The organism is Arcicella aurantiaca (assembly GCF_003148625.1).
GTDB classification, from domain to species: domain Bacteria; phylum Bacteroidota; class Bacteroidia; order Cytophagales; family Spirosomataceae; genus Arcicella; species Arcicella aurantiaca.
The window spans coordinates 78024-102146 of sequence record NZ_QGGO01000013.1; the positions used below are offsets into that span (position 1 = coordinate 78024).

Genomic DNA, 24123 nt, shown 5'->3' on the forward strand with positions numbered 1-24123 from the left:
ACATATTCCGTTCCGAACTTTGTGGAATGAAGCAAATTTTCAAAAAAAATCTAACTTTTTTCGTTCCGACCATCATTATTTGGCTTGTAGTTTTGGCGTGCGTGCTTACCACTTCTAAGTTTGACCAAATGCAGTTTATCAATTCACATAATGATTTGTGGGCTGATTATTTCTTTGTGGGAGCTACACAGTTGGGAGAAGGCTGGTTTTGGGCGGCAATTATTTTGCTTTTTTTGTTTGTGAGTTACAATAGAGCATTGATTTTCACGGCTTCTTTGGTATTGAGTACCCTTCTTTCAACTTCTTTAAAATTCTTTTTTGATACTTTACGTCCCATCGCTTTTTTTAGAAATATAAAAGCAAATTGGCATTTAGTGGAAGGTATAGATATTAATGTTCACCTCAGTTTTCCGTCGGGGCATACCACTACGGCTTTTGCCATTTTTACCATGCTTACGCTTTTTTCTAAGAATAAAAATTGGGGTTTTGTCTTCGTAATGTTGGCTTGGTTAACAGGTTATTCAAGATGTTATTTATTCCAACACTTCCCCGAAGATGTTCTTGGTGGAGTTATAATTGGCGTTTTTAGTAGCATAATCGTTTATATTTGGCTCATGAATTTGCATACTAAAAATCCTAAGGCTTGGCATAAAAAACGTCTTTTAGGTAGTGGCGAATAGCATTTTTAATTTCTAACATGATGCTTCTGCATCGGTGTCACTGTCCGATGCAGAAGCATCGGGTTACACTACCAATTCTTTTTTCTTCTCCAATCCCTTAAAGAAATCGTACATCGGATTTACATCAAATTTGACAAATTTTTGCCACAGCTTTATCGCTTTGGTAATCAATTGACTTTCAATCAAAAAGCCATCGTGTCCGTACAAAGAATCTAATGCTTGGAAAGTTGCTCCAGGAATATGTTTTGCCAAAAACTCCTGTTCATTTATCGGGAACAAAGCATCTGACTCAATTCCCATTACCAAAGTTTTCGATTTTATTTGTGATAATGCTTGAATTGCTCCACCACGTCCACGCCCTACATCCTGCGAATCCATCACTTGCGAGAGTACATAATACGAAAACGCATTGAAACGCTGTGCCAATTTCTCACCCTGATAACGCTGATAAGTCATCGCACGGTGAGGCTTGTTTAAAGGTTCATCTTTTCGAGCTTGCGTAATTCCATAAGTTTCATAATTTCGGTAAGAAATCAACGCCGTTGCTCTTGCCGCCATCATCCCTTTTATACCTGCTTGCGGGTGGCTTTCTTGCCAAGTTGGGTCAACTTCTATCGACATTCTCTGCGACTCATTAAAGGCAATTCCCCACGGAGAATGTTGTGCATTTGTAGCAATTAGTATCAGATTTTCAATCAAATCAGGTTGAGAAATTGCCCATTCTACCGACTGTTGACCGCCCAAAGAACCACCAATACAAGTATTAATTTGATGAATTCCCAAATGTTCACGCAGTAAATCAAATGAATTAACAATATCCCGAATCGTGATTAAAGGGAAATTATGGAAATACGGCTCACCCGTTTCTGGATTTACAGAAAGTGGTCCTGTACTTCCATAATGCGACCCCAAAACGTTGACACAAATGATAAAATGTTTATCAGGGTCAAATAACTTGCCACGACCCACTAAGCCTTGCCACCAATCCTCCACATCCTGAGAACCCGTGAAGGCATGGCATACCCACACAACGTTTGAGCAATCGTCATTAATTTCTCCCAATGCCTGATATGCCAGTTCAATTTCTGGCAAAATACCTCCTGCTTCTAATTGGAAGGGTTTATTGTATTTGAAAGTAGTCGTTTTCAATTTTATTAATAATAAAAGGTAGCAAAATAAACCTAATCATGGATTATAATTTGAGTTCATTTTTTGTAGCCTAAAGCTATTGAGCGTCGTAAAAAATTCACTAAATCACTAATTCACAAATCACTAAATAGAAAATCCCAACGCAATCAAAATATGCCCATAATGGTGTCTTGAATGCCAAACGGTCATATCCAGAGCTTGCGGAACAGTTACGTTAATTTGTCGGAATGGATGATAATAGGTACGTCCGTAATCACTTGCTGGAATATTTGAAAATACGTAGGCGTAACGTTTGTGCGTACTTTCAATCATCTGCAAAGAGTCTTCAATCGGAGCTTTTTGTGTATCTGGCAAAACCGCCAAAGCATTTACGTTTCCAAAAACGCCTGCGGGATTTTCTTCCGTCAAAGCCTGTTTAATTCTGATAAAATGCCACAAATGCGTATCCGCTACGTGATGAATCACCTGACGAATCGTCCAAGAACCTTCACGGTACGTTTTTTCTAAATCTTCTTCCGATAGATTTTGGGTTAATTCTTTGAACTTCGTGGCATACGCCAAAACCTCCGCAATATTTGCTTGAATTTCCTCTGAAGAATAGTTCTCCTTTGCAGCCCATTTTCCAACGGGATACTGTAATTGTTCTAATGTCATTTTTTTACGTGTTTAGATGTTAGATTTTCGTTATTCGATATTTGGAATACAAACATCAAGCATCGAAATGACTAAAATCGAATAATAAATAATTAAACCTGACGAATAATTTACAGCAAAAAATTAAAGGCTGGAATTGAATCGTAATTGGTTTATATTTCCCGAAATAGTGATTGGTGATTGGTGATTGGTGATTGGTTCAGGCTGAAACCTAATCACTAATAACTAATAACTAATAACCAAAACAGGTAGGAATTAGCACCTTGCCTTTACGAGTCGGTAGGTTGCCAGAAGTTCATAGAGCCTATTCTCTCCCTTCTTCTTTATAAATCAACTACCTGATGAGAAGAAACTCTCGAAGGATATTGATTTGATGATGCAAAGTAAATCTCAGAATGCCGAAAATGCAAATTTTCTTTGTTCCATAAGCTAAAAATTCGTTATTTCGTATTCCATTCCGCTCCGTTTTTTCCCGCCCGAAAAACCACCAAACTACCAATCATAAGCCTCAATTTAAATTATTGTGTATCTGATGAACCACGAAAGTCGTCGAAATTTCCTTAAAGCTACCTCTCTAATCTCTGGAATAGGCTTCTCAAGCTTTGCCCAAAACCCAACCGTCATATTCCCAATTGAAAGCCAAAATGGTAAATTATTTATTACCTCTCACGAAAAAGGGCAAGTTATCAAACCCCTTGATGTAGTGACCATTACTACTACCGAAGCAGGTTATTTTTTCATCCGAGATGGGCGTTTTAGAATGTACAGAAAAGGTGAAGGCAAAGTAAATAGTATAACTTTTAGGGCGGGTGGAGCATTAGGAAATCATTTTTGTGAAATTAGAAACAGCAACGGCGACCGTATTGACTCAATCTATTTCTCGGTAAATTGCCAGACTGAAATTGTTGATAGTAGTGGAATTTATAAAGAATTATTACAGACACTTCACTGGTCGATGATTGGCGAATTTGGCGAAATGTCTGCCTATCGTCTCAATGGACGTATTTATAAAGTTTTTGTAGGATGGCTTCGTGACCATACACATACGATGAAGGCAATGAAATATTTCAATCCAAATCTCAAAGACGGATTTGATTTATATGCCAATAATCAACGAGAAGATGGTATGATTTGGGACAATATCTATCCCAGAACAAAAGAACCTAATTGGTGGGACTCCGTTTTGACAAAAGATAATTTCATCAAAAAAGTAGAAAACGGCACGTATGAATTGAAACGCCAACCTGTTGAAGCAGATGTGGAATACTTATTTGTTCAATGTCTTTACGAAGCTTGGAAAGCCACAGGCGACAACGCTTGGATGCGTGAAAACCTCGATTTTGCCATTAAAGCCTTAAAATATTTAACAACTGATACCTACCGTTGGTCGCAAAAATACCAATTAGTCAAACGAGCCTTTACCATTGATACGTGGAACTTTAAGCACGAATTTGACACCAAAGCCACCAATGATGCCAATATGTTGATTAACGAAAAAACGGATTTCGGCATTATGTTTGGCGACAATAATGGCTTGATTTCAGCATACAGAATGTTAGCTGAAATGCTTTTGGTGAGTGGCAGAAAAGACGAAGCAAATTATTTCAAACAAGAAGCAAAAAATATTCAAGACCGTTTGGATAAATTGGCTTGGAATGGTCAGCACTATGTCCATTTCGTTCCCGAAGACCCACAGTTTTTTCAAAAACGAAATATTGGTAAAACCAAACCTAACGAACAACTTTCACTTTCCAATGCTTATGCCCTCAATCGTGGCATAACCCATTTGCAAGCACTTGGCATTTTGAATGAATATCAAAAATTAAGAGGCGAAATGCCCAAAACTTCAGTGGCTGAATGGTACAACATTTATCCTCCGTTTGAACAGGGTTTTCAAAAAGACGCTGAAAAATGGGAATATATGAACGGTGGCGTAAGTACCGTCGTGGCGGGAGAATTGGCTCATGGAGCATTTCAACATGGTTATGAAAGTTATGGCGTAGATATTTTAAATAGAACTTTAACGCTCGCTCGTAAACACAACGATTATCTTCATGCTACCTACAAAGGAGCAATCACAGAATCTCCAATTGGCAATTTTACGCCTATTAGTTTGGCAAAATCTGCCAATGCTAACTTTTCTGGAAAAAATAATCAAGGAGTTCCGGGTTGGAATGGTGATGGAGAAGAAAACGACGCCTCAAATATTCCTTTAGGGCAACATTTATTTTTAGGAATTCCCTTTCAAATAACTGACTCTTTGGATAATTCAGATAAAGGATGTATTGTTCTTTCTGATGATATTGAGCAAGATTATCAAATCTCAACCGCCTTGTTAGTGAGTAAAAAAGCAACAACAATTTATATCCTCCACGCACAGTCGAAAGGAGATATGATTGGAATGCTCACGATACGATACGGAGATGGTTCAACTTTTACAGACTATATTTTTGGTGATAAAATCGGGAATTGGTGGTTTCCGCAAGACAAAGATAATTTCAAAGTTGCATGGTTTGGCAAAAACAAAAAATCACCATTTGTGGGTTTAGGAATCACGCAAATTGTCAATCCCAATCCTGATAAAATGATTCTTTCAATAGAGTTTTTTGGGATGAAAAATTCAAAATCTCGGTGGATGATTGCAGGCGTAACTTTGGGAGACTCTGTTATTGAACTAAAAGGTAAGGATACGTCAAAAGATGATTTATCTTTTGGCATTCCAGACCGTTGGGGAGCTTCAGCCGTAACTTATGCACTTTTGGAGGGCTTAGCTGGGGTAAAAGATGCCGCCACCATGTTTGAACGTGTAAAGCTATCACCACGTTGGGAAGCCACTGGAGAAAAAGAAGTTTCCGTAACTGTAAAATACGAAGCATCAGGAGGTTATATTACTTATCAATATAAATACTCCGACAATAAAATGGTAATTTTTTATACAAGCACAGGCACATTGGCAGATTTAGAGATTTTATTACCGCAAAATAAAAAACCTAATACTTTACGAGTAAATGGAAACTCGAAATCTTTTCTGATTAATAAAATAGAAAAATCAGAGTACCTAACTTTTTCAGTTGACAGCTTAGGTGTAAATAAAATTGATATTGATTTTTAATAGGGATTAGGATTTAGATGTTGGGATTTAGTGCTACAACTCGCTATTTATTAAGGCTAAATTCCAAACCCTAAGTAATGAGACAAAATAAAACGCTATTTTAAAATATCACAAACCATTGATAATTAAGCTTATGATAATCGTAAATCGTAATTCTTAAATCGTCCTTATACTTACTTACCAATGTCCCAATAAAAAGAAATGCTTGAAATAATAAAATCTAAATATTAGTTTTTACTATTTCAAGCATTTTACTATATCAAGCGAACCCCTAAAAGCCTCCGCCGACAATCCTAAATTATAATTTCAAAGCAGCTGGTAATGCAACTTTCGCACGCTTTACTTTTCCCTTTTTCAAACCCGCTTTACGAGAAGCCATTGCCGCATTAGCAATTTGTAATTCTGTAATTTTTTGTTCGTAACTTGCAATTAATGAGGCACTTTCAGATTTTTTAGCTTCTAAATCAACCGTCATTTTCTTCATTTGTTCATCCAGCACATTAAACTTCGCTCCCATCTCATCCGTCTGACGTTTGAAAATATTTACTTGTTGTTCAAGTTTGGTAATTTCTACGTTTTTAGCCTTAATTTGGTCTTCTAAGGTAAGCTTTACCTCTTTCAATTCTCGAATCTCTTTATGAGCTCTTTCAACATTTACATCCAGACGGTCTTTGTCTTTTGCTAACTCTGTGTATTGCTTTTGGCTCACACACGAGCTAACCATAATCGCTAACGCAAGAACTACACTTTCTTTACGGAGAACATTAATCATGATTTTAGGGGGGTTATGGTTTATTTTAATTTCAAATACCTAAAAATCAACATTAAATATTTGAATATTCATAAATTTTAATTTATATTAGTATAAGAATTTGACAAAAGTCTCATATATTTTAAAACAGGTAATACAATTATCCAATTCGCAATCTCAACATTATTCTCTATAAATAATCATGAAATTATTATGGCTAAAAATAATGGCACTTACAATATTCCCTTTAGTAGTATATTGTAGCAAACAAGGTATCCAACCAGAAGACCAGCGAACAAATCTTGAAACAAAACAACGTTTAGGTTCTGAGAGACAAATATATTCAACTAAAGAGAAAAATTCAACCCAAGAAAAAGTAAAATTAAAGGCGGTTTCTGATGAAAAATTTGGTTTTCAACTCATTAAAAAGCGGAAGATAACGAGAATTCCATTTGAATTTCAAGCAAATTTAGTGATAGTACCCGTAAAAGTCAATAACTCAGACACATTGCGTTTCATTTTAGACACAGGCGTTAGTTCAATTATTCTAACAGATGCAAATATTGTGAAACAACAACACATGAAGTTTATCAGAAATGTGAGTATTGCAGGTGTTGGAGAAGGAAATAATATCGAAGCAGGCATTGTTTTGGAAAATACCATAACGATGGGCGATATGATTGGTTACCGTCAGAATTTGGTTGTTATTAAAGACGATGTACTCAAACTGAGTGAATTTGTGGGCAGACCAATTCATGGAATTATTGGCTATGAAATTTTTAATCGTTTTGCGGTTACGATTGATTTTTCAACAAATGAATTAATCCTACAAAACCCGGAAAGCTACAAATACAAACCCAACAAGGGCGAACGGTTTCCAATTACAATTGAAGAAAACAAACCTTATCTAAGTACTATTGAGTTAGTGAATGATAATCAAAACTTACCCCTCAAAGTTATTTTAGACACAGGGGCAGGTCATGCCATTTCATTGGACGCTAACCAGAAAAACAGCATTCCAATGCCCGAAAAAATCGTGAAGGCACAATTAGGGCGTGGACTTAGTGGCATTATCAATGGAAACTTAGGCAGAATCCCCATGTTGAAAATTGGAAAATTTGAGATAAAAAACTTAGTTGCCTCTTTCCCTGATAGTGCTTCATACCGAATCAGAGGAATTGATATTACTGAACGCCAAGGTAATATCGGTTGTGAATTTTTGAGACGCTTTAAAGTTACCTTCAATTATCGTGACCAATACATCGTTTTGAAGCCCATTAATCGTAGAATGAAAGAACCTTTTGAACATAATATGAGTGGCATTGAACTCATGGCAAGAGGTGAAGATTATCACGAATTCATGGTTGATAGAGTGATTGAAAATTCTCCCGCCGAGTTAGCAGGTTTACAACAAGGTGACAGAGTAATTTTCATTAATAACAAATCCTCAAAAGACGTAACCATTAGTGAAATCTATAAAATATTTCAAAAAGGAGAAGGCAAGCCCATCAATCTAATGGTAAAAAGAGGAAATGAAATTTTCTTTACAACGGTAAACTTGAGACGATTAATTTAACATCACAGTTTTTATAAAGCTATGTGCAGATAAACCAATAATGATATAAGTTCATCAAAAAATATCATTTCAAAGAAATAATTTCAGCAATCTAATATAAATCAAGGTTTTATCTTCAAGACAGACGTAAAAACACTTGCTTTTTTATTAACAATTCACTACTTTTGCGAAGAATTTAAAGAAAGAGGGGTCGATAATCCCTCTTTTTTGTTTTTTTGATAAGGCGTTCCGTAACACAGACTTTTAGTCTGTAAATCGGACAAACGGACAGACTAAAGTCTGTGTTACAATAATTGAATGACAAAAGAAAAAATAATAGAATTACTTCAACCCTATTTAGAAGATGACAGAATCTTCATTGTTGATGTAACTGTAACAGCCAGTAAAATTCGTCAAAACATAACCATTTTGTTAGATACCGACGAAGGCATTAAAATTGAAGAATGTGCTTCGGTAAGTCGCAGATTAGCACATTTTATCGAAACCAACGAACTCATCGTAGATGCTTACAACTTAGAAGTATCATCACCCGGAATCGACCAACCATTAACCTTTCAACGCCAGTACGTAAAAAATATTGGTCGTAGCCTAAAAGTAAGTTTAGCCGAAGGAGAAATAGTAGGAGAATTAGAAGATGTAACCGAAGAAGGAATCGTTTTTAAAGAAGAAGTCAAGAAAACCAAGGGCAAAAAAGTTGAACCCAAAGAAAGTATTGTTATTCCGTTTGGAAATATTCAACAAGCCAAAGTACAAATATCGTTTAAATAATGAATTAGGGATTAGTTGTTAGGGGTTAGGGGTTAGTACAAACCCAAAACCAAAAACCTAAAAACCTTACGTTCATTTAAAATTATGAAAAGATGAATAGTGCAGAATTAATTTCGTCGTTTGCGGATTTTGCAAAAGAAAAAAACATTGACCGTCCGACGATGATAAAAGTGCTGGAAGACGTATTCCGCACGATGATTCGTAAGAGATATGGAACTGATGAAAACTTCGATGTTATCATCAACCCTGAAAGTGGCGACTTAGAAATGTGGCGTACTCGTGAAATCGTCGATGACAATTCAGAAGACATCTGGGATTATGATAAAATTCCATTGGAAGAGGCAAAGAAAATTGAACCTGACTTTGAAATTGGCGAAGAAGTAGCAGAATTAGTTAAATTAGAAGATTTCGGTCGTAGAATTGTACAAACCGCACGTCAAACACTTATTCAAAAAATCAAAGACTTAGAGAAGGAAGGACTTTTTGACAAATATAAAGACTTAGTGGGAGAAATGGTTTCGGGAGATGTTTATCAGATTGTCGGAAAAGAACTTATCATCACTGACGGTGAAGGTAATGAATTGACGCTTCCAAAATCTGAAATGATTCAAAAAGACCGTTTCAAGAAAGGTGAACCCGTAAAAGCAGTTATCCACAAAGTGGACATGAATAATGGTACACCTAAAATTATCTTGTCAAGAACATCGCCAGTTTTCTTGGAACGTTTATTTGAACAAGAAATTCCAGAAATTTACGATGGTCAAATCATGATTCGTAAAATTGTACGTGAACCAGGTGAGCGTGCAAAAGTAGCGGTAGAATCGTATGATGACCGTATCGACCCAGTAGGAGCTTGCGTAGGTATGAAAGGTTCTCGTATTCATGGAATTGTTCGTGAATTACAGAACGAAAATATTGACGTAATCAATTACACAGAAAACCTTGAACTTTTAGTAGGCCGTGCATTAAGCCCTGCCAAAGTAAGTTCAATGAATATCGACAAAGAGAAAAAACGTATTGCGGTGTATTTACAACCCGACCAAGTATCATTGGCAATCGGTAAAGGTGGACAAAATATTAAGTTAGCAGGTAAATTAGTGGGTTACGAATTAGACGTTTATCGTGATATTAAAGAACACGAGATTGACGACGAAGACGTTGACTTATCAGAATTCTCTGATGAAATCGAAGACTGGGTAATTGCAGAATTACACAAAATCGGTTTGGATACAGCCAAGCAAGTTCTGGCTTTAAATAGCGACGAATTGATTCGTCGTACTGAACTCGAAGAAGAAACAGTAGAGGAAGTATTGTCAATCTTGCGTTCGGAGTTTGAGTAATGTAGCATGAGTAAGTGATAGAATGATAGAATAGTCGTTGTATTCATTTCACTTACCCATCAAAGCTATTCTATCATTCAAAGCATTGAGTTTATGAGGTTAGAGCCAATCCGTTTAATAAAATAAACGGCATACTCATAAACCTTAAACTCATAAACTAACATCACATAATCCAACATTATTATAGAAAAGTATCAATCAAAAAGTATGGCAGAAGATAAAATGATGCGTTTGAGCCTTGTGGCAAAGCAAATTGGCGTAGGTACCTCAACCATCGTACAAAAGCTCTCTGTTCAAGGTCATCGGGTAGAAAATAACCCAAACGCCAAATTAAATTTTGAACAATTAAAAATCGTCGCAAAAGAATTCGGTGCCGAATATCTTTTAAAAGAATCTGCTCCAGCTCCTAAAGCAGCTGAAGAAGAAGTAGTAGTGGCTCCTCCTGTGAAGAGACAAGATGACGATTATTTGCCTTTATATTCTCGTGAAGGTGCTAAAAATCAGCCTGTTGCAACTACGCCAACAGAAACGCCAAAGGTTGAAGAAGTAGCTCCAGAGCCAGAAAAAATTGTTGCAAAAGCAGAGATTCAGCTTAAAGTAATTGGTAAAGTAGAATTGGACGCCAAAGGAAATGTAATTCCTCCAAAACCAGTTGTAGAACCAAAACCTGAGCCGCAAATAGAAACACCAAAGGTTGAAGAAGTGAAACCAGTGGTAGTTGAAGTAGTAGAACAACCAAAAGCGGTTGAACCAGTAGTAGAAATACCAGTAAAAATAGAGGAAGCTCCAAAGCCAATCGTAGAAGAAGCGAAACCAGAGGTGATTGAAAAACCAGTTGTTGAAGCCCCAATCGTTGAAAAACCAGTAGCAGAAGTCGTGCAACCAGTAGTAGAAAAAACTCCAGTTGCGGAGGTTGTAGAACAACCTAAAGCTTCTGAACAACCAGTAACTCAGCCCAATAACCCAGTTATTGAGAATAAACCACAACAAGTGAGTGGAGGAAATAATCAAAACCCTCAAAACAAACCACAAGGTGGCTACAACCAAAACCCTCAGAATAAACAACAGGGTGGCGGTAACAATCAGAATTTCCAAAACCAAAACAGACAACAAGGTGGTAATGGAAATAATCAAAATCCTCAGAATAAGCAACAAGGTAGCGGGAATAACACGCCACAACAGCCTAAACCTCAGGATAATAACACTCAAAATCAAGCAAATAAGCCAATTCAACAACCTGACAATAAACCTCAGAAATTAGGACGTAATGACGCCATTCCTGAAGATACATCAGCTATTGAATTGATTGAAGCAAAAGGAGAACAATTGCGAGGCTTGAAAGTATTGGGTAAAATTGAATTGCCAGTAGAGACAGGTCGTGGAGGAAATAACCGCAATAATAATAACAACAATAAGAAAAAACGTAAACGTATTGATAAGCCAGGTGGAGCGAAAGTAACTGAGGCTGAAATCCGTAACGAAAAAGGAGCCCCTCGTCCGAAAAAAGACGGAGCACCAGTTGACCCTAATGCTAAAAAACCAACAGGTGGAAACACTCAAGGAGGCGGACAAGGAAACAACAATAATAATAACAATAACGGCGGTAACAACAACAATAATAACAATAACAAGCGTAAAGGCAACAACAATAATAACACTGGAGCTGCTAAACCGCAAGAAAAAGGAGAAGTTACTGACAAGCAAATTCAAGACCAAATCAAGGCAACAATGGCTCGTCTGCAAGGACAGTCAAACAAGTCGAACTTTGGTGCGAAGGAACGTCGTGAAAAACGTAAATTCCGTGCAGATAGAAATGAACAACGTCAATTAGCAGAAGACGAAGAAGCAAAAATCTTAAAAGTAACTGAATTTATTTCAGCAAGTGAATTGGCTTCTTTGATGGATGTTTCGGTAAACGAAATTATCTCATCATGTATGAGCTTAGGAATGTTCGTTTCAATCAACCAACGCCTTGAAGCTGACGTTATTGCTTTAATTACTGAAGAATTTGGATTTGAAGTACAATTTGTATCTGCTGAAGAAGAAATTGAAGCAGCTATCCAAGAAGAAGAAGATTCACCAGAAGACTTAGAACCAAGAGCTCCAATCGTAACCATTATGGGTCACGTTGACCACGGTAAAACTTCATTGCTTGACTACATTCGTCGTGCAAAAGTTGCCGCAGGTGAAGCAGGTGGTATTACTCAGCACATTGGTGCATATTCAGTAAAACAAGACGATGGTCGTAGAATTACCTTCTTAGATACACCTGGTCACGAGGCATTTACAGCCATGCGTGCAAGGGGTGCAAAATTAACAGACGTTGCCATTATCGTAATTGCGGCTGACGATGCTGTGATGCCACAAACAGAAGAAGCAATCAACCACGCAATGGTTGCAGGCTTACCAATTGTGTTTGCATTCTCTAAAATTGATAAACCAGGAGCAAATACTGAAAAAATTCGTGAACAATTATCTATCAAAAATATCCTTGTAGAAGAATGGGGTGGTAAATACCAAACGCAAGAACTTTCTTCTAAATCAGGTATGGGGGTAAATGAACTACTCGAAAAAGTATTGCTTGAGGCTGAAATGTTAGAATTGACAGCTAATGCAAACAAACGTGCCGTAGGTACAGTTGTAGAAGCTTCATTAGATAAAGGACGTGGTTATGTTGCCAATATCTTGGTTCAAGCAGGAACATTGAAAGTAGGTGACATGATGCTTGCAGGTGCTCACTACGGACGTGTAAAAGCGATGTTCGACTATCGTGGAAACAAGCTAAAAACAGCAGGTCCATCAACACCAGTACAAGTATTGGGTTTAAGTGGAGCTCCAGCAGCAGGTGATAAATTGAGCGTGATGGAAAATGAGCGTGATGCTCGTGAAATTGCTCACAAACGTGAACAAATCCTACGTGAACAATCATTACGTACTCGTAAGCACATTACACTTGAAGAAATTGGTCGTCGTAAAGCAATTGGTACATTCAAAGAATTGAACGTAATTGTGAAAGGTGACGTGGACGGTTCAGTAGAAGCATTATCAGATTCATTATTGAAACTATCTACCGAAGAAGTACAAGTAAGAATTATCCATAAAGGGGTTGGACAAGTTTCAGAATCAGACGTATTGTTGGCTTCGGCTTCAGATGCGGTGATTGTGGCATTCCAAGTTCGTCCAAGTACAAACGCACGTCGTTTGGCAGAAAACGAACAAATCGAAATCCGTACATATTCAGTTATCTACCAAGCAATTGATGATGTTCGTGATGCAATGGAAGGTTTATTAGCTCCAACATTCGAAGAAGTAATTACCGCAAACATTGAGGTTCGTGATGTATTCAAAATCTCAAAAGTTGGTACAGTTGCTGGTTCTTATGTATTGGACGGTACGGTTAAACGTTCTAACAAAATCCGTGTAATTCGTGACTTCGTAGTAATTCATGAAGGTGAAATTTCTGCTCTGAAACGTTTCAAAGACGATGTTGCAGAAGTTAAGTTTGGCTACGAATGTGGTCTTTCTATCAAAAACTTCAATGACTTAGAAGTAAGTGACATTATTGAGTGTTACGAAATGAAAGAAGTGAAACGTACTTTATAATCAATCGATTCGTTTCTATTAAGCATATAAAACGGGTTTCTGCAAGTTTGTAGAAACCTGTTTTTATTTTAGAAAGGACTGGTCGCATGAAAATGTTTTATGGTCGTTAAAAATTCATGCCATGTAAGGATTCTATTTCTCTGATGCTTATGTTTTATTAGATTTGTAAAAAAACATACCATGACCAAAACGCTTCCTAAATATCAAACTATATTTTTACACCTTGCTTTTTGGGCATTTGTGTTAGCATTACCATTTTTGTTAAAGTATTCAACTCCCCCAACAGGAATACATAAAAAGACAGTCATTCAGTCGTTCACAATGACTGAATTCTTCACAATTTTTGCCCTCATCAATGTTCCTTTCTTTTATTTGAATAGTGAAATCTTAATTCCAAAAATATTACATAAAAAAGGGATTTTAGTATATTTAATTTCAGCAATAGGATTAATTGTAGGAGTTTTTTTTCTGCATACATTAATTAAAGACATTTTTTTTCCCGGTCAATTTATTCCAAGAACAGGCTCATCTTTTCAGTTGCTTTTCTTTTTGGCAATAAGTGCTGCATACAGAATTATGTCCGATAATTTGCAATATGAACAAGAACAGAAAGAGCAAGAAACTGAAAAACTAAAATCTGAACTATCATTTTTACGTTCACAGATTAGTCCGCACTTTATGTTTAATGTGCTAAATAGTATCGTTTCTTTATCACGAAGAAAACCAGAAAAGGTTGAACCTGTGGTAGTTAAACTTTCAGACTTGATGCGTTATATGCTTTACGAATCTGATGATGCCAAAGTTACATTGCAACGAGAAGCTCAATACCTTAGAGCCTATATAGAACTCCAACAATTACGTTTTGGTGATGACATTGAGATTAATTTTAATGCTGACAATCTAAACGGAAACAAAACTATTGAACCCATGTTATTGATTCCATTTGTTGAAAATGCCTTCAAACATGGCGTTGGTATGATTATAAATCCAACAATTGATATTGATTTACATACAACAGACAGTAAAATTACGTTTGAAGTAAAGAATAAAGTAAACAGACAATATAAAGAGGAAAAAGACGGAGCTTCGGGTATTGGTTTGGCTAACGTAAAAAGACGTTTGGAATTATTATATCCCGATAACCATAGGCTAACGATTAAAGATGAAGACCAATTTTATGGTATTTATTTAGAAATTAGTTAAAAATAGCACAGACTTTAGTCTGTAAATCAAATAGAAATTACAGACTAAAGTCTGTGCTACTCTTTAAAACTCATAAAATTATGCTAAACTGTATCGCCGTTGATGACGAAAATCTGGCACTTGACCTTATTGAAGATAATATTCAGAAAATTCCATTTTTGAATCTTGTAAAAAGATGTAAAAATGCGTTTGAAGCAATGGAAATCCTCCAAAATCAAGAAATTGACTTACTATTTTTAGATATTCAAATGCCTGGAATTACTGGCGTACAGTTTTTACAAAGTCTTCCAAATAGCCCAATGGTTATTTTTGTGACGGCTTACAAACAATATGCTTTGGAAGGTTTTAACTTAAATGTGATTGATTATTTATTAAAACCAATTGATTTTGAGCGTTTTCTAAAAGCAGTTAACAAAGCTTACGAACTTCATAATTTGAAACAAAAATCAAACCTTGTTGAAAATGTTGTTGAACCTGCCAAACCTACTACCATTTTTGTCAATGCCGACTATTCTTTAGTGAAATTGAAAATAGATGAAATCACGTATATTGAGGGTTTGAAAGACTACATCAAAATCCATCTAAATTCATCTACAAAACCGATTGTTACCCGAATGACGATGAAATCTATCGAAGAAAAACTACCTTCTTTAGAATTCTTCCGTGTCCACAAATCCTTCATTGTATCTTTAGATAAAATTGAGTCTATCCGAAATTTAAAAATCAAAATCGGAAATGCACAAATACCTGTAAGTGAAAGCTATTCTGAAGATTTTTTCAAATTGATTGGACAGTAAGGAGATGAATTGGCTCGCCGAGTTGTACCCATAATTACGATTTACGAATAACTCGATTTACGATTAAAGACCAATTCGTCAAGGTTACGCACCCCGTCTAAATCAAAGCAATCGTCAATAATTTAGGGGTTAGTGGCTGGCAATAGCACTAAATCACAGAACGGCTTTATGTTTTGTAAACTCTATAATTACTATTTAACAAATTTTAACGTTACTTCTTCACAATATTTACCCAAAATTCGGTGTATTATTAGTAGAAAACCTTTCTCCAGTTCAGTATTACATAAGCAAATGGCAATTTCTTGATAAGATTGCCCTAACTTTGTATTCTTTTTAAAAAACAAGTAAATGAAAAAACTTTTTCTATTAGCCACCTTTCTTATATGCTCATTGCAAGGATTCTCGCAGGTGACAACATCTACGGGAATTACCATCAAAGATGAATTTTATAACAATCGACAGTTGGTTGAAATTTTAGGGGATTTAGAAGCTAAAACAGGAGCTAAATTCAAATACGAACCAAGCATTCTTAAAGGAGTTTATGCAAGTTATTGGTTTGATAATATGTCGTTGGAAATAGGAATGAAAGGGCTTTTGAAAGGCTCTGGACTAAAATTCTATGTAGATGATAACCAAGTGGTAAACATCATTCCAAAGTCACAGAAAGTTTACGTAAAAAGTAGCTACAACAGTGGTACGTATTATGGAGGAAATGCAAGTGATGTACCAGCCATTGCAGCTCCAACTGTGCCAAATACACCATCAACAGGTGTTGCTCCTATCCAAACGGAACGCCCTAAAATTGCGGTTATCAATAACAGACAAGTTGTAAAATCTCCGACAAAATACAACTTTACTTTTACAGGGCGTATTATTGATACACGTACTTCAGAACCTCTCCCTTTTGTTAATATCTCAATCAGAAGTAACAAATCTGGAACGCAAGGTAACGTAGATGGATATTTTACGTTATTGAAGGTGCCAACAGATACAACTACGTTAGTTTTGAGCTACATTGGATACATTACCACAACTATCAAACTTGTGCCTGATGCCCCTATCAATGGTGTAACTATTGAAATGGAACCTGATAATTCAGAGTTGGACGAAGTGGTAGTTAAAGGCGAAAAAACAGAAGTTTTAAAAGCAGCTGAAACAATCGGTATGTTTAAAATGACGCCTCGAAATATCGCTAAATTGCCAAATGTTGGAGAAAAAGATATTTTCCGTTCATTCCAATTAATGCCAGGAGTTAGTGCTGCTAATCAGTCTTCATCTGGTTTATATGTGCGTGGTGGTACGCCTGACCAAAACTTGGTTCTTTATGATGGTTTTACGGTTTATTACGTTGACCACTTATATGGTTTCTTCTCAGCTTTCAACTCAAACCCAATCAAAGACGTTCAACTTTACAAAGGTGGTTTTGATGCTAAGTTTGGCGGACGTATTTCTTCCGTAGTAGAAATTACGAGTAAAGACGGTAACAAACGTGAAAGAAATTTTGGTGGTGACATCACCCTAATGAGTGCTAATATTTGGGCAGAAGGGCCTGTTAATAAAGATAAAAGATTGACTTTCTCGGTTGCTGGTAGACGCTCATGGGCTGGACCTCTTTACAACAAAATCTTTGATACTTTCAATAATTCAACGGCACAAACAGGAGGAATTGGTTTCCGTCGTCAAACAACTAATTCACAAACTGCCAGCTCATATTTTTATGATTTGAATGGAAAATTAACTTTCAAGCCTTCCGAAAACGAAAATATTGCATTGAGCTTTTATAATGGTGACGACGTTTTGGATAACTCTCAAAGTATTACGTCTCCATTTGGTGGAACAGGTGGATTTAGCAATACTGACCTTTCTAAATGGGGAAACACAGGGTCAAGTTTGAAATGGTCGAAACGTTGGAGCGATAAATTTTACACCAATGCACTGGTAAGTTATTCAAACTTCTTTAGTAACAGAGATAACACAAATTCTTCAACTTTTACTACTGCTACTGAAACTCGTACTGTAAAATTCGGAGCGTTAGAATCGAATAACTTGACCGACTTCTCAGCAAAATTTGATGTAGAATATAAAACTTCTCCAACCAATAGCGTTCTGTTTGGTATTCAAGCCAACAAATTAGCGATTGATTATTCTTATAGCCAAAACGATACTCTTGAAATTATTGGTAAGAGAGACAGAGGAAATCTAATTGCGGCATACATTCAAGATGAATTGAAATTAGGAAACTTAGCCTTAAAAGGTGGTTTAAGAATGTCATATTTTACTCCTACTTCAAAAACCTATTTTGAACCACGTTTATCTGCCTCTTATGCCGTTAACGACCGTTTAAAATTCAAAGGTGCATGGGGTATTTATAATCAATTTGCGAAACAAGTTGAACGTGAAGACATCACAAATGGTAGCCGTAATTTCTGGGTATTAGCCAATAATTCTTATTTACCAGTGACTACTTCAACGCATTATATCTTTGGATTTAGTTATGAATTGAACGACTACCTTTTTGACGTAGAAGGTTATTATAAAGATATTCAAAACGATACTCGTTATACACTTCGTTTTGCTCCGCAAATTGGTCGTGGTTTATTAGCAAGCGAAACCTTCTTTAATGGTACAGGAAAAGTAAAAGGTATTGACTTTTTGGTTCAGAAGAAATTTGGAGATTATACAGGTTGGGTTGGTTATACTTTAGCTCAGTCTGACAAAGTAATTACTCAATTTTCATCAGACCCATTCCCTTCAAATTTTGATGTAAGACACGAATTTAAGTCTGTCAATATTTACAAATTAGGTCGTTGGGATTTAGGAGCTACTTGGATTTTTGCAACAGGTAAACCTTATACATCTATCGTTGGAGGTTATACCGTGAAATTATTAGATGGTTCAACAAAAGATTTTACAGACCCATCAATTACCAACGGAAACCGTTTACCAGATTCGCACCGTTTAGATGTATCGGCTAACTATAATTATTCGCATGGTACAATCGGGTTATCAATTTACAATCTTTATGGTCGTACCAATGTTTGGTACAAAAAATACCAAACTGTAACTGATGCCACCACAAACGAGCGTTATTTGTCAATTACAGATGTTAACTATCTTGGATTTACACCAAATATTACATTCACGTATAAATTTAGATAGTTTATCTTTAGAATAAATCTGAATTGGTTTACGGGATTTTATTCTAAATTCAAAAACCAAGCATAACTCATTGAAATACTAAATATGAAATCAAATTCAAAATATATAAAACTCATTGCCTCAACGTTTATTTGTGCGTTGGCAGTGGGGCTTTTAAGTGCTTGTGAAGAAGTATCAACTTCTATTCCGGGAGGAGCAAAAGCAATTGTTGAAGCATATTTAATTCCAAATAAGCCCATAACCTTAAAAGTAAAAAAAGAAATTGCGTATAGCGAAGACTTAACTAACAAAGAGACATTTATTGCAGGTTTATCTATCAAGGTTACAGGCTCAGACGGAACATCTTATGCTTTGAAACCTTTCCAAGATACTTTGTACGTTTCAGAGAGCAACGTGAAACTAAAAGTTGGGGTAACGTATAATTTATCATTCGATTATAATGGCAAAAACGTTTCTGCAAGTACCATTATTCCTACTAAACCTGTGGGAATAGCTTCTGACGTAAAATCAATCGTGAGAACACGCCAAGTAATTACGACGACGGGAGGTTTTGGAAGAAATTTAGATGATAATGTTGACGTTAATTTATCTTGGACGAACCCAAATAACGAATACCACTTTGTAGTTGCAGACAATATTGAGCCAAATCTTGATTTGGTGGTTACTTTGCCAACTTCAAGTTCTACAACCGTTTCAGATTTTAATCGTCGTTTTAGAAGCCAACCCGTACAAGGAACAGCAACTCGTTTGCGTTCTCAAGAATTTCAATATTTTGGTAGATATAATATTGTGGTTTTAAAGGTAAATCCAGATTATGCCGCACTTTATAATACCTCTGGGACGACTTCTCAAAATATCAGTACGCCACCAACCACCATCACCAATGGACTTGGTATTTTTACAGGTGTAAATGCTGATACTTTATCATTTTTAGTAAAGGAAAGATAAAAAACAGAAATACAGAAGGGGATAAAAGGAAATGACATTTCTTTTATCCCTTTTTTTGTTTCTGACCATAATCAAATATGCTTGAAAGTAGCTAAGTTATTACAAAAAATACCATGCAAAATTTCAGAACAACCTTCCAAATACCAGTATCAAAACATCAAATTTCGCTTGATTCGCAAATGCTAACGTTGGGTTCATGCTTTGCCGATGTAGTGGGTGGACAATTAAGAGAGAACAAATTAGATGTTTTAGTAAACCCGTTTGGAACACTTTTCAATCCACTTTCTATTTTTAAAATTCTTTCTCCCTCCTATCGTGAAGCCGACGAAAGATTATTTGTGGAAAATCAAAAACTATGGTTCAACTATGATTTTCATTCTCAGTTTGTGAGCAATTCAAAAGAGAATTTACAAGAGCAGGTTAATCAGACTATTTATGCTATTAACACGCTCCTATCAACTACTACGCATTTAATTATTACCTTCGGAACGGCGTTTATTTACAAACTGCTCAATCCTCAAACATACATCTCCAACTGCCATAAAATGCCCAATAATTTGTTTGAAAAAAACTTATTGAGCGTAAAAGATATTTGTAAATCCTTTGCCATTTTATACAAAGAATTGAAAGAGGTAAATCCAGATTTAAAAGTTATTCTAACGGTTTCTCCCGTAAGACATACGAAAGATGGTGTTCCTGAAAATCAACTTTCAAAGTCAATTCTTAGAGCTGCTTGTCATTACTTAACTACTGACTATGAAGACATTACGTATTTTCCATCTTACGAAATAATGATGGACGATTTGCGTGATTATCGTTTTTATAAGCCCGATTTGATTCACCCCAACGAAGTGGCAGAGCAATACATTTTTGAGAAATTTGCAGAAACATATTTCGACGAAAATTTAAAATCTTTTATCGGAGAATGGCAACAAATTCGCCGTGCTATCAATCATCGTCCATTCAATGAAAAGTCAGAAAGTCATCAGAAATTTTTGAAGAATTTATTGGAAGATTTAATAAAAATGTCGAAAAGAGTACGTGTTGATGAAGAAATTTATGATGTGCAAACAGCCTTGTCAAGATTCTAAAACAAATTTCAAACTACGGACAAGGCTGTCCGTACTACATCAATATCGAACAGAACTGTATCAAAAACGAACAGTTTTCAACACCTTTCTACTCTTCAAGCAACTCAAAATCAAACAATTAACTTATTGGCACAATCTTTACAATATTTGAAGTATCATATTACTTCAAATATTGAGATTCTTCAATTTTTCTAAACGATGCTACAACTCAAAAACATTTTCCGTTGGTACAACTCAGGTGCAAATCGTGCCTTCGTCTTGCGTGATGTGAGTCTCGAAATTCAAAAAGGTGAATTTGTTTCTATCATGGGGCCGTCGGGTTCGGGCAAGTCCACACTCCTACACGTGATGGGCATGATGGACGACCCAAACGAAGGCGAATATCTTTTTTTAGGCAATAGCGTACTCAATATCAAGGAAAAACAAAGAGCTGAACTTTATAAAAAACACATCGGATTTGTTTTTCAAGCGTATCATTTAATTGATGAATTAACGGTTTATGAAAATATCGAAACACCTTTATTGTATCATGGTTTTGGTTCTTCGGAACGAAAAGCAATGGTGGCTGACGTTTTAGACCGTTTTAATATTGTAGGTAAAAAAGACCTTTTCCCTAATCAACTTTCGGGTGGGCAACAACAATTAGTTGGCATTGCCCGTGCCATTATTACCAAACCAGATTTGATTTTGGCAGATGAACCCACAGGAAACCTCAACTCAAAACAAGGCGAAGAAATCATGGAGTTATTTCAAACCTTAAATCAAGAAGGCGTAACCATTGTGCAAGTGACGCATTCAGAAAAAAATGCCACTTACGGAAGTAGAATCGTGAATTTATTAGATGGTCGATTAGCCTAAATTTTATCAGTGATGCAACTATCTAATCAACAAAAGCATCTGTCTAAATAGATTTCAGATTTTATCAATAAAACCTTCAACAATATGAAAACGCTCAACACAATCCTCACAATCCTATTGGCAACTTTTGCGGTAATGGCTCAAAAAAATGGAGATAAACCTTACATGACAAAGACTTTCTCTGCAAATGCCATTAAAAATTTAAAAATGACCACTTCGGGCGGTAGCTTAACTGTTACAGGTTCAAACGATACGGAAGCAAGAATAGAAGTATATGTTCGTGGCAATAATTGGAATGATGAAATCAGCAAAGAAGAACTGGAAGAACGTTTACAAAACTATGAATTGACGGTTTCTCAAGATGGAAATACGTTAGTAGCTTTTTCAAAAAACAAAACCAATAATTGGGGCAAAAAATCACTTAGCATAGCCTTCAAAGCATTCGTTCCAGAAAATGTCACAACTGATTTAAGTACCAGCGGTGGAAGTATCAGCGTAAAAGATATTGCTGGAAACGCTGTTGGTAAAACTTCTGGTGGGAGTATTTCGGTAACAAATTGTAAAAATAAAATAGACTTAAAAACTTCTGGCGGGAGTATTTCTGCCACAAATTGTACAGGAGATATTGACCTTATTACTTCTGGCGGTAGTATTTCTGCTACGGATTTAGACGGAATAATCGACCTGAAAACATCAGGAGGAAGTATTTCTTTAGATAATTTAAGAGGAAAAACAAGTGCCATTACCTCAGGTGGAAGTATCAAAGCCACCGAATTAAGAGGCGAGTCTATCGTAAAAACATCAGGCGGTTCAATTGTACTTCGTGAAATTCGTGGAACTTTAGACGCCGCAACAAGTGCAGGAAGCATTGATGCTGAAATTTTAGAATTAGGTAAATCTCTAAATTTAAGCGTATCATCAGGAAGTATGAACGTAAGAATGCCAATGGATAAAGGTGCAACTTTAGACTGGGCAGCTAACAAAATAAATGTAAGTTCATTAAACCATTTTGAAGGAAATACTCAAAACAATACCGTCAGAGGGACACTCAACGGTGGTGGTATTCCCGTAAACTTCAAAGTGAGTTCTGGCAACCTTACCGTGAAGCCTTTATAATTAATTTAGTTTTGGTTAAGTAATAGTCGCTCGTTGATTTTCAGCAAGCGACTTTTTTGTTATTTCTTATAAAATCTATGTACTTTTGTAACACAAAAGAATATACAAATCTAATTTTGGGAGACTTTTAAAATCCCAAATCAGAAATTAAAAATCCCAAATCAAAATGTCATACGGTCTTTTAAAAGGAAAAAGAGGTATTATCTCAGGAGCATTAGATGCTAACTCAATCGCTTGGAAAGTGGCTCAACGTGCCAAAGAAGAAGGTGCTATCATTACGCTCACAAACGCACCATTAGCGATGCGTATGGGCGAAATCAATAAATTAGCAGAAGAATGTGAAGCAAAAATTATTCCTGCTGATGCAACTTCTGTGGAAGATTTAGAGAAACTTTATGAAGGTTCGATGGAGGCTCTTGGAGGTAAAATTGACTTCGTATTGCATTCAATCGGAATGAGTACAAATATCCGTAAAAACCGTCCTTACGGTGATTTGAACTATGAATGGTTTTTGAAATCCTTAGATGTTTCGGCTCTTTCATTCCACAAAATGTTACAAGTTGCGGATAAAATGGACGCAATCAACAACAATGGTTCGGTAGTAGCTTTATCATATATTGCCGCTCAACGTTCATTCCCTGACTATACAGATATGGCACAAGCAAAAGCGATGTTAGAGTCTATCGCTCGCTCTTATGGTTATGTATATGGCAAGAAAAACGGCACAAGAGTAAATACCGTTTCTCAGTCGCCAACTAAAACTTCGGCAGGAACGGGTATTTCTGGTTTCAATGCCTTTTATGAATACGCAGAACAAATGTCTCCTTTAGGAAATGCTTCTGCTGACGAATGTGCTGACTACGTAATTACCTTATTCTCTGATTTAACGAAGAAAGTAACAATGCAAAATCTTTTCCATGACGGAGGATTTAGCGGTGTTGGTATTTCAGAAGAAATCGTTAATAAAATGGGTCAATAGAATTTCAATATTTAATATATAAAAAGGGAAGATTTTCATCTTGTGAAATCTTCCCTTTTTATATATCGATTGGTAAACACTCAAGTAAAAATTGATTGATAGTCAGTTGCAAATATTAAATTGATTTTATAAAACAATCTAATATTTTTGTAATAGTATTCTACAATTATCTATATTTTCAGATAATATTCCCTCTATTTCTAAGTAAAAAATACCACCTTTTTACTCCTACGAATGATTCATATCATTTTTTTTTAAAACTTTGGAACATTCTTTGCTTATCAAAAGTACAATAAGTACTTTCGTAACAAAACAAGTATCTGTTAATCAAGTATTTAA

General features: G+C 35.9%; 17 protein-coding genes and 1 riboswitch. Of the genes, 14 read left to right on the forward strand and 3 right to left on the reverse strand.

Annotation, left to right across the window (positions count from 1 at the left end; genetic code table 11):
* The first annotated feature begins 26 nt into the window (after positions 1 to 26).
* Positions 27 to 680: a phosphatase PAP2 family protein gene (locus LV89_RS13315; protein ID WP_109743396.1), complete on the forward strand. Its 654-nt coding sequence runs from the start codon at positions 27 to 29 to the stop codon at positions 678 to 680.
* 63 nt (positions 681 to 743) lie between these two features.
* On the opposite strand, the gene LV89_RS13320 is transcribed toward LV89_RS13315, so the two are convergent.
* Positions 744 to 1829, reverse strand: a complete 1086-nt coding sequence (locus tag LV89_RS13320; protein WP_374755146.1) for a homoserine O-acetyltransferase family protein — start codon at positions 1827 to 1829, stop codon at positions 744 to 746.
* Between the two features lie 123 nt (positions 1830 to 1952).
* Positions 1953 to 2483: a YfiT family bacillithiol transferase gene (locus LV89_RS13325; RefSeq protein WP_109743398.1), complete on the reverse strand. Its 531-nt coding sequence runs from the start codon at positions 2481 to 2483 to the stop codon at positions 1953 to 1955.
* A 223-nt stretch (positions 2484 to 2706) separates the two neighbouring features.
* Positions 2707 to 2815, reverse strand: a riboswitch (SAM riboswitch).
* Between the two features lie 200 nt (positions 2816 to 3015).
* Between LV89_RS13325 and LV89_RS13330 the strand changes: the two genes are divergently transcribed.
* Positions 3016 to 5595, forward strand: coding sequence for a hypothetical protein (locus tag LV89_RS13330; protein WP_109743399.1), 2580 nt, complete (start codon positions 3016 to 3018; stop codon positions 5593 to 5595).
* A gap of 298 nt (positions 5596 to 5893) precedes the next feature.
* Here the strand turns inward: LV89_RS13330 and LV89_RS13335 are convergent, their stop codons facing one another.
* On the reverse strand, positions 5894 to 6367 hold the full coding sequence (locus LV89_RS13335; protein ID WP_109743400.1) for a coiled-coil domain-containing protein: 474 nt from the start codon (positions 6365 to 6367) through the stop codon (positions 5894 to 5896).
* 205 nt (positions 6368 to 6572) lie between these two features.
* Here LV89_RS13335 and LV89_RS13340 point away from each other — a divergent pair, with 205 nt between their 5' ends.
* The 12 genes from LV89_RS13340 (at position 6573) to LV89_RS13395 (ending at position 23784) form a co-directional block, all read left to right on the forward strand.
* Positions 6573 to 7922, forward strand: a complete 1350-nt coding sequence (locus tag LV89_RS13340; protein WP_158279581.1) for an aspartyl protease family protein — start codon at positions 6573 to 6575, stop codon at positions 7920 to 7922.
* Between the two features lie 297 nt (positions 7923 to 8219).
* The gene (gene rimP, locus LV89_RS13345; protein WP_109743402.1) at positions 8220 to 8690 is read left to right on the forward strand and encodes a ribosome maturation factor RimP; all 471 of its coding nucleotides are present in this window, start codon (positions 8220 to 8222) and stop codon (positions 8688 to 8690) included.
* Between the two features lie 92 nt (positions 8691 to 8782).
* Complete coding sequence (nusA, locus tag LV89_RS13350) at positions 8783 to 10030, forward strand: transcription termination factor NusA (RefSeq protein WP_109743403.1); 1248 nt, start codon at positions 8783 to 8785, stop codon at positions 10028 to 10030.
* A gap of 207 nt (positions 10031 to 10237) precedes the next feature.
* Positions 10238 to 13633 (forward strand): translation initiation factor IF-2, encoded by a 3396-nt coding sequence (gene infB / locus LV89_RS13355; RefSeq protein WP_109743404.1) that lies wholly within the window; start codon positions 10238 to 10240, stop codon positions 13631 to 13633.
* Positions 13634 to 13813: 180 nt separating this feature from the next.
* Positions 13814 to 14836, forward strand: coding sequence for a sensor histidine kinase (locus tag LV89_RS13360; protein WP_109743405.1), 1023 nt, complete (start codon positions 13814 to 13816; stop codon positions 14834 to 14836).
* Positions 14837 to 14916: 80 nt separating this feature from the next.
* The gene (locus LV89_RS13365) at positions 14917 to 15633 is read left to right on the forward strand and encodes a LytR/AlgR family response regulator transcription factor (RefSeq protein WP_109743406.1); all 717 of its coding nucleotides are present in this window, start codon (positions 14917 to 14919) and stop codon (positions 15631 to 15633) included.
* A gap of 348 nt (positions 15634 to 15981) precedes the next feature.
* Positions 15982 to 18792 carry a TonB-dependent receptor gene (locus tag LV89_RS13370; RefSeq protein ID WP_109743407.1) on the forward strand — a complete coding sequence of 937 codons (2811 nt, stop codon included), beginning with the start codon at positions 15982 to 15984 and terminating at the stop codon, positions 18790 to 18792.
* An 84-nt stretch (positions 18793 to 18876) separates the two neighbouring features.
* Positions 18877 to 19740 (forward strand): DUF4249 domain-containing protein, encoded by an 864-nt coding sequence (locus LV89_RS13375; RefSeq protein WP_109743408.1) that lies wholly within the window; start codon positions 18877 to 18879, stop codon positions 19738 to 19740.
* Between the two features lie 113 nt (positions 19741 to 19853).
* Positions 19854 to 20831: a GSCFA domain-containing protein gene (locus LV89_RS13380; protein ID WP_109743409.1), complete on the forward strand. Its 978-nt coding sequence runs from the start codon at positions 19854 to 19856 to the stop codon at positions 20829 to 20831.
* Positions 20832 to 21029: 198 nt separating this feature from the next.
* Positions 21030 to 21689: an ABC transporter ATP-binding protein gene (locus LV89_RS13385; protein ID WP_109743410.1), complete on the forward strand. Its 660-nt coding sequence runs from the start codon at positions 21030 to 21032 to the stop codon at positions 21687 to 21689.
* Positions 21690 to 21773: 84 nt separating this feature from the next.
* The gene (locus LV89_RS13390; RefSeq protein WP_109743411.1) at positions 21774 to 22805 is read left to right on the forward strand and encodes a DUF4097 family beta strand repeat-containing protein; all 1032 of its coding nucleotides are present in this window, start codon (positions 21774 to 21776) and stop codon (positions 22803 to 22805) included.
* Between the two features lie 166 nt (positions 22806 to 22971).
* On the forward strand, positions 22972 to 23784 hold the full coding sequence (locus LV89_RS13395) for an enoyl-ACP reductase FabI (protein ID WP_109743412.1): 813 nt from the start codon (positions 22972 to 22974) through the stop codon (positions 23782 to 23784).
* The last annotated feature ends 339 nt before the right edge of the window (positions 23785 to 24123 follow it).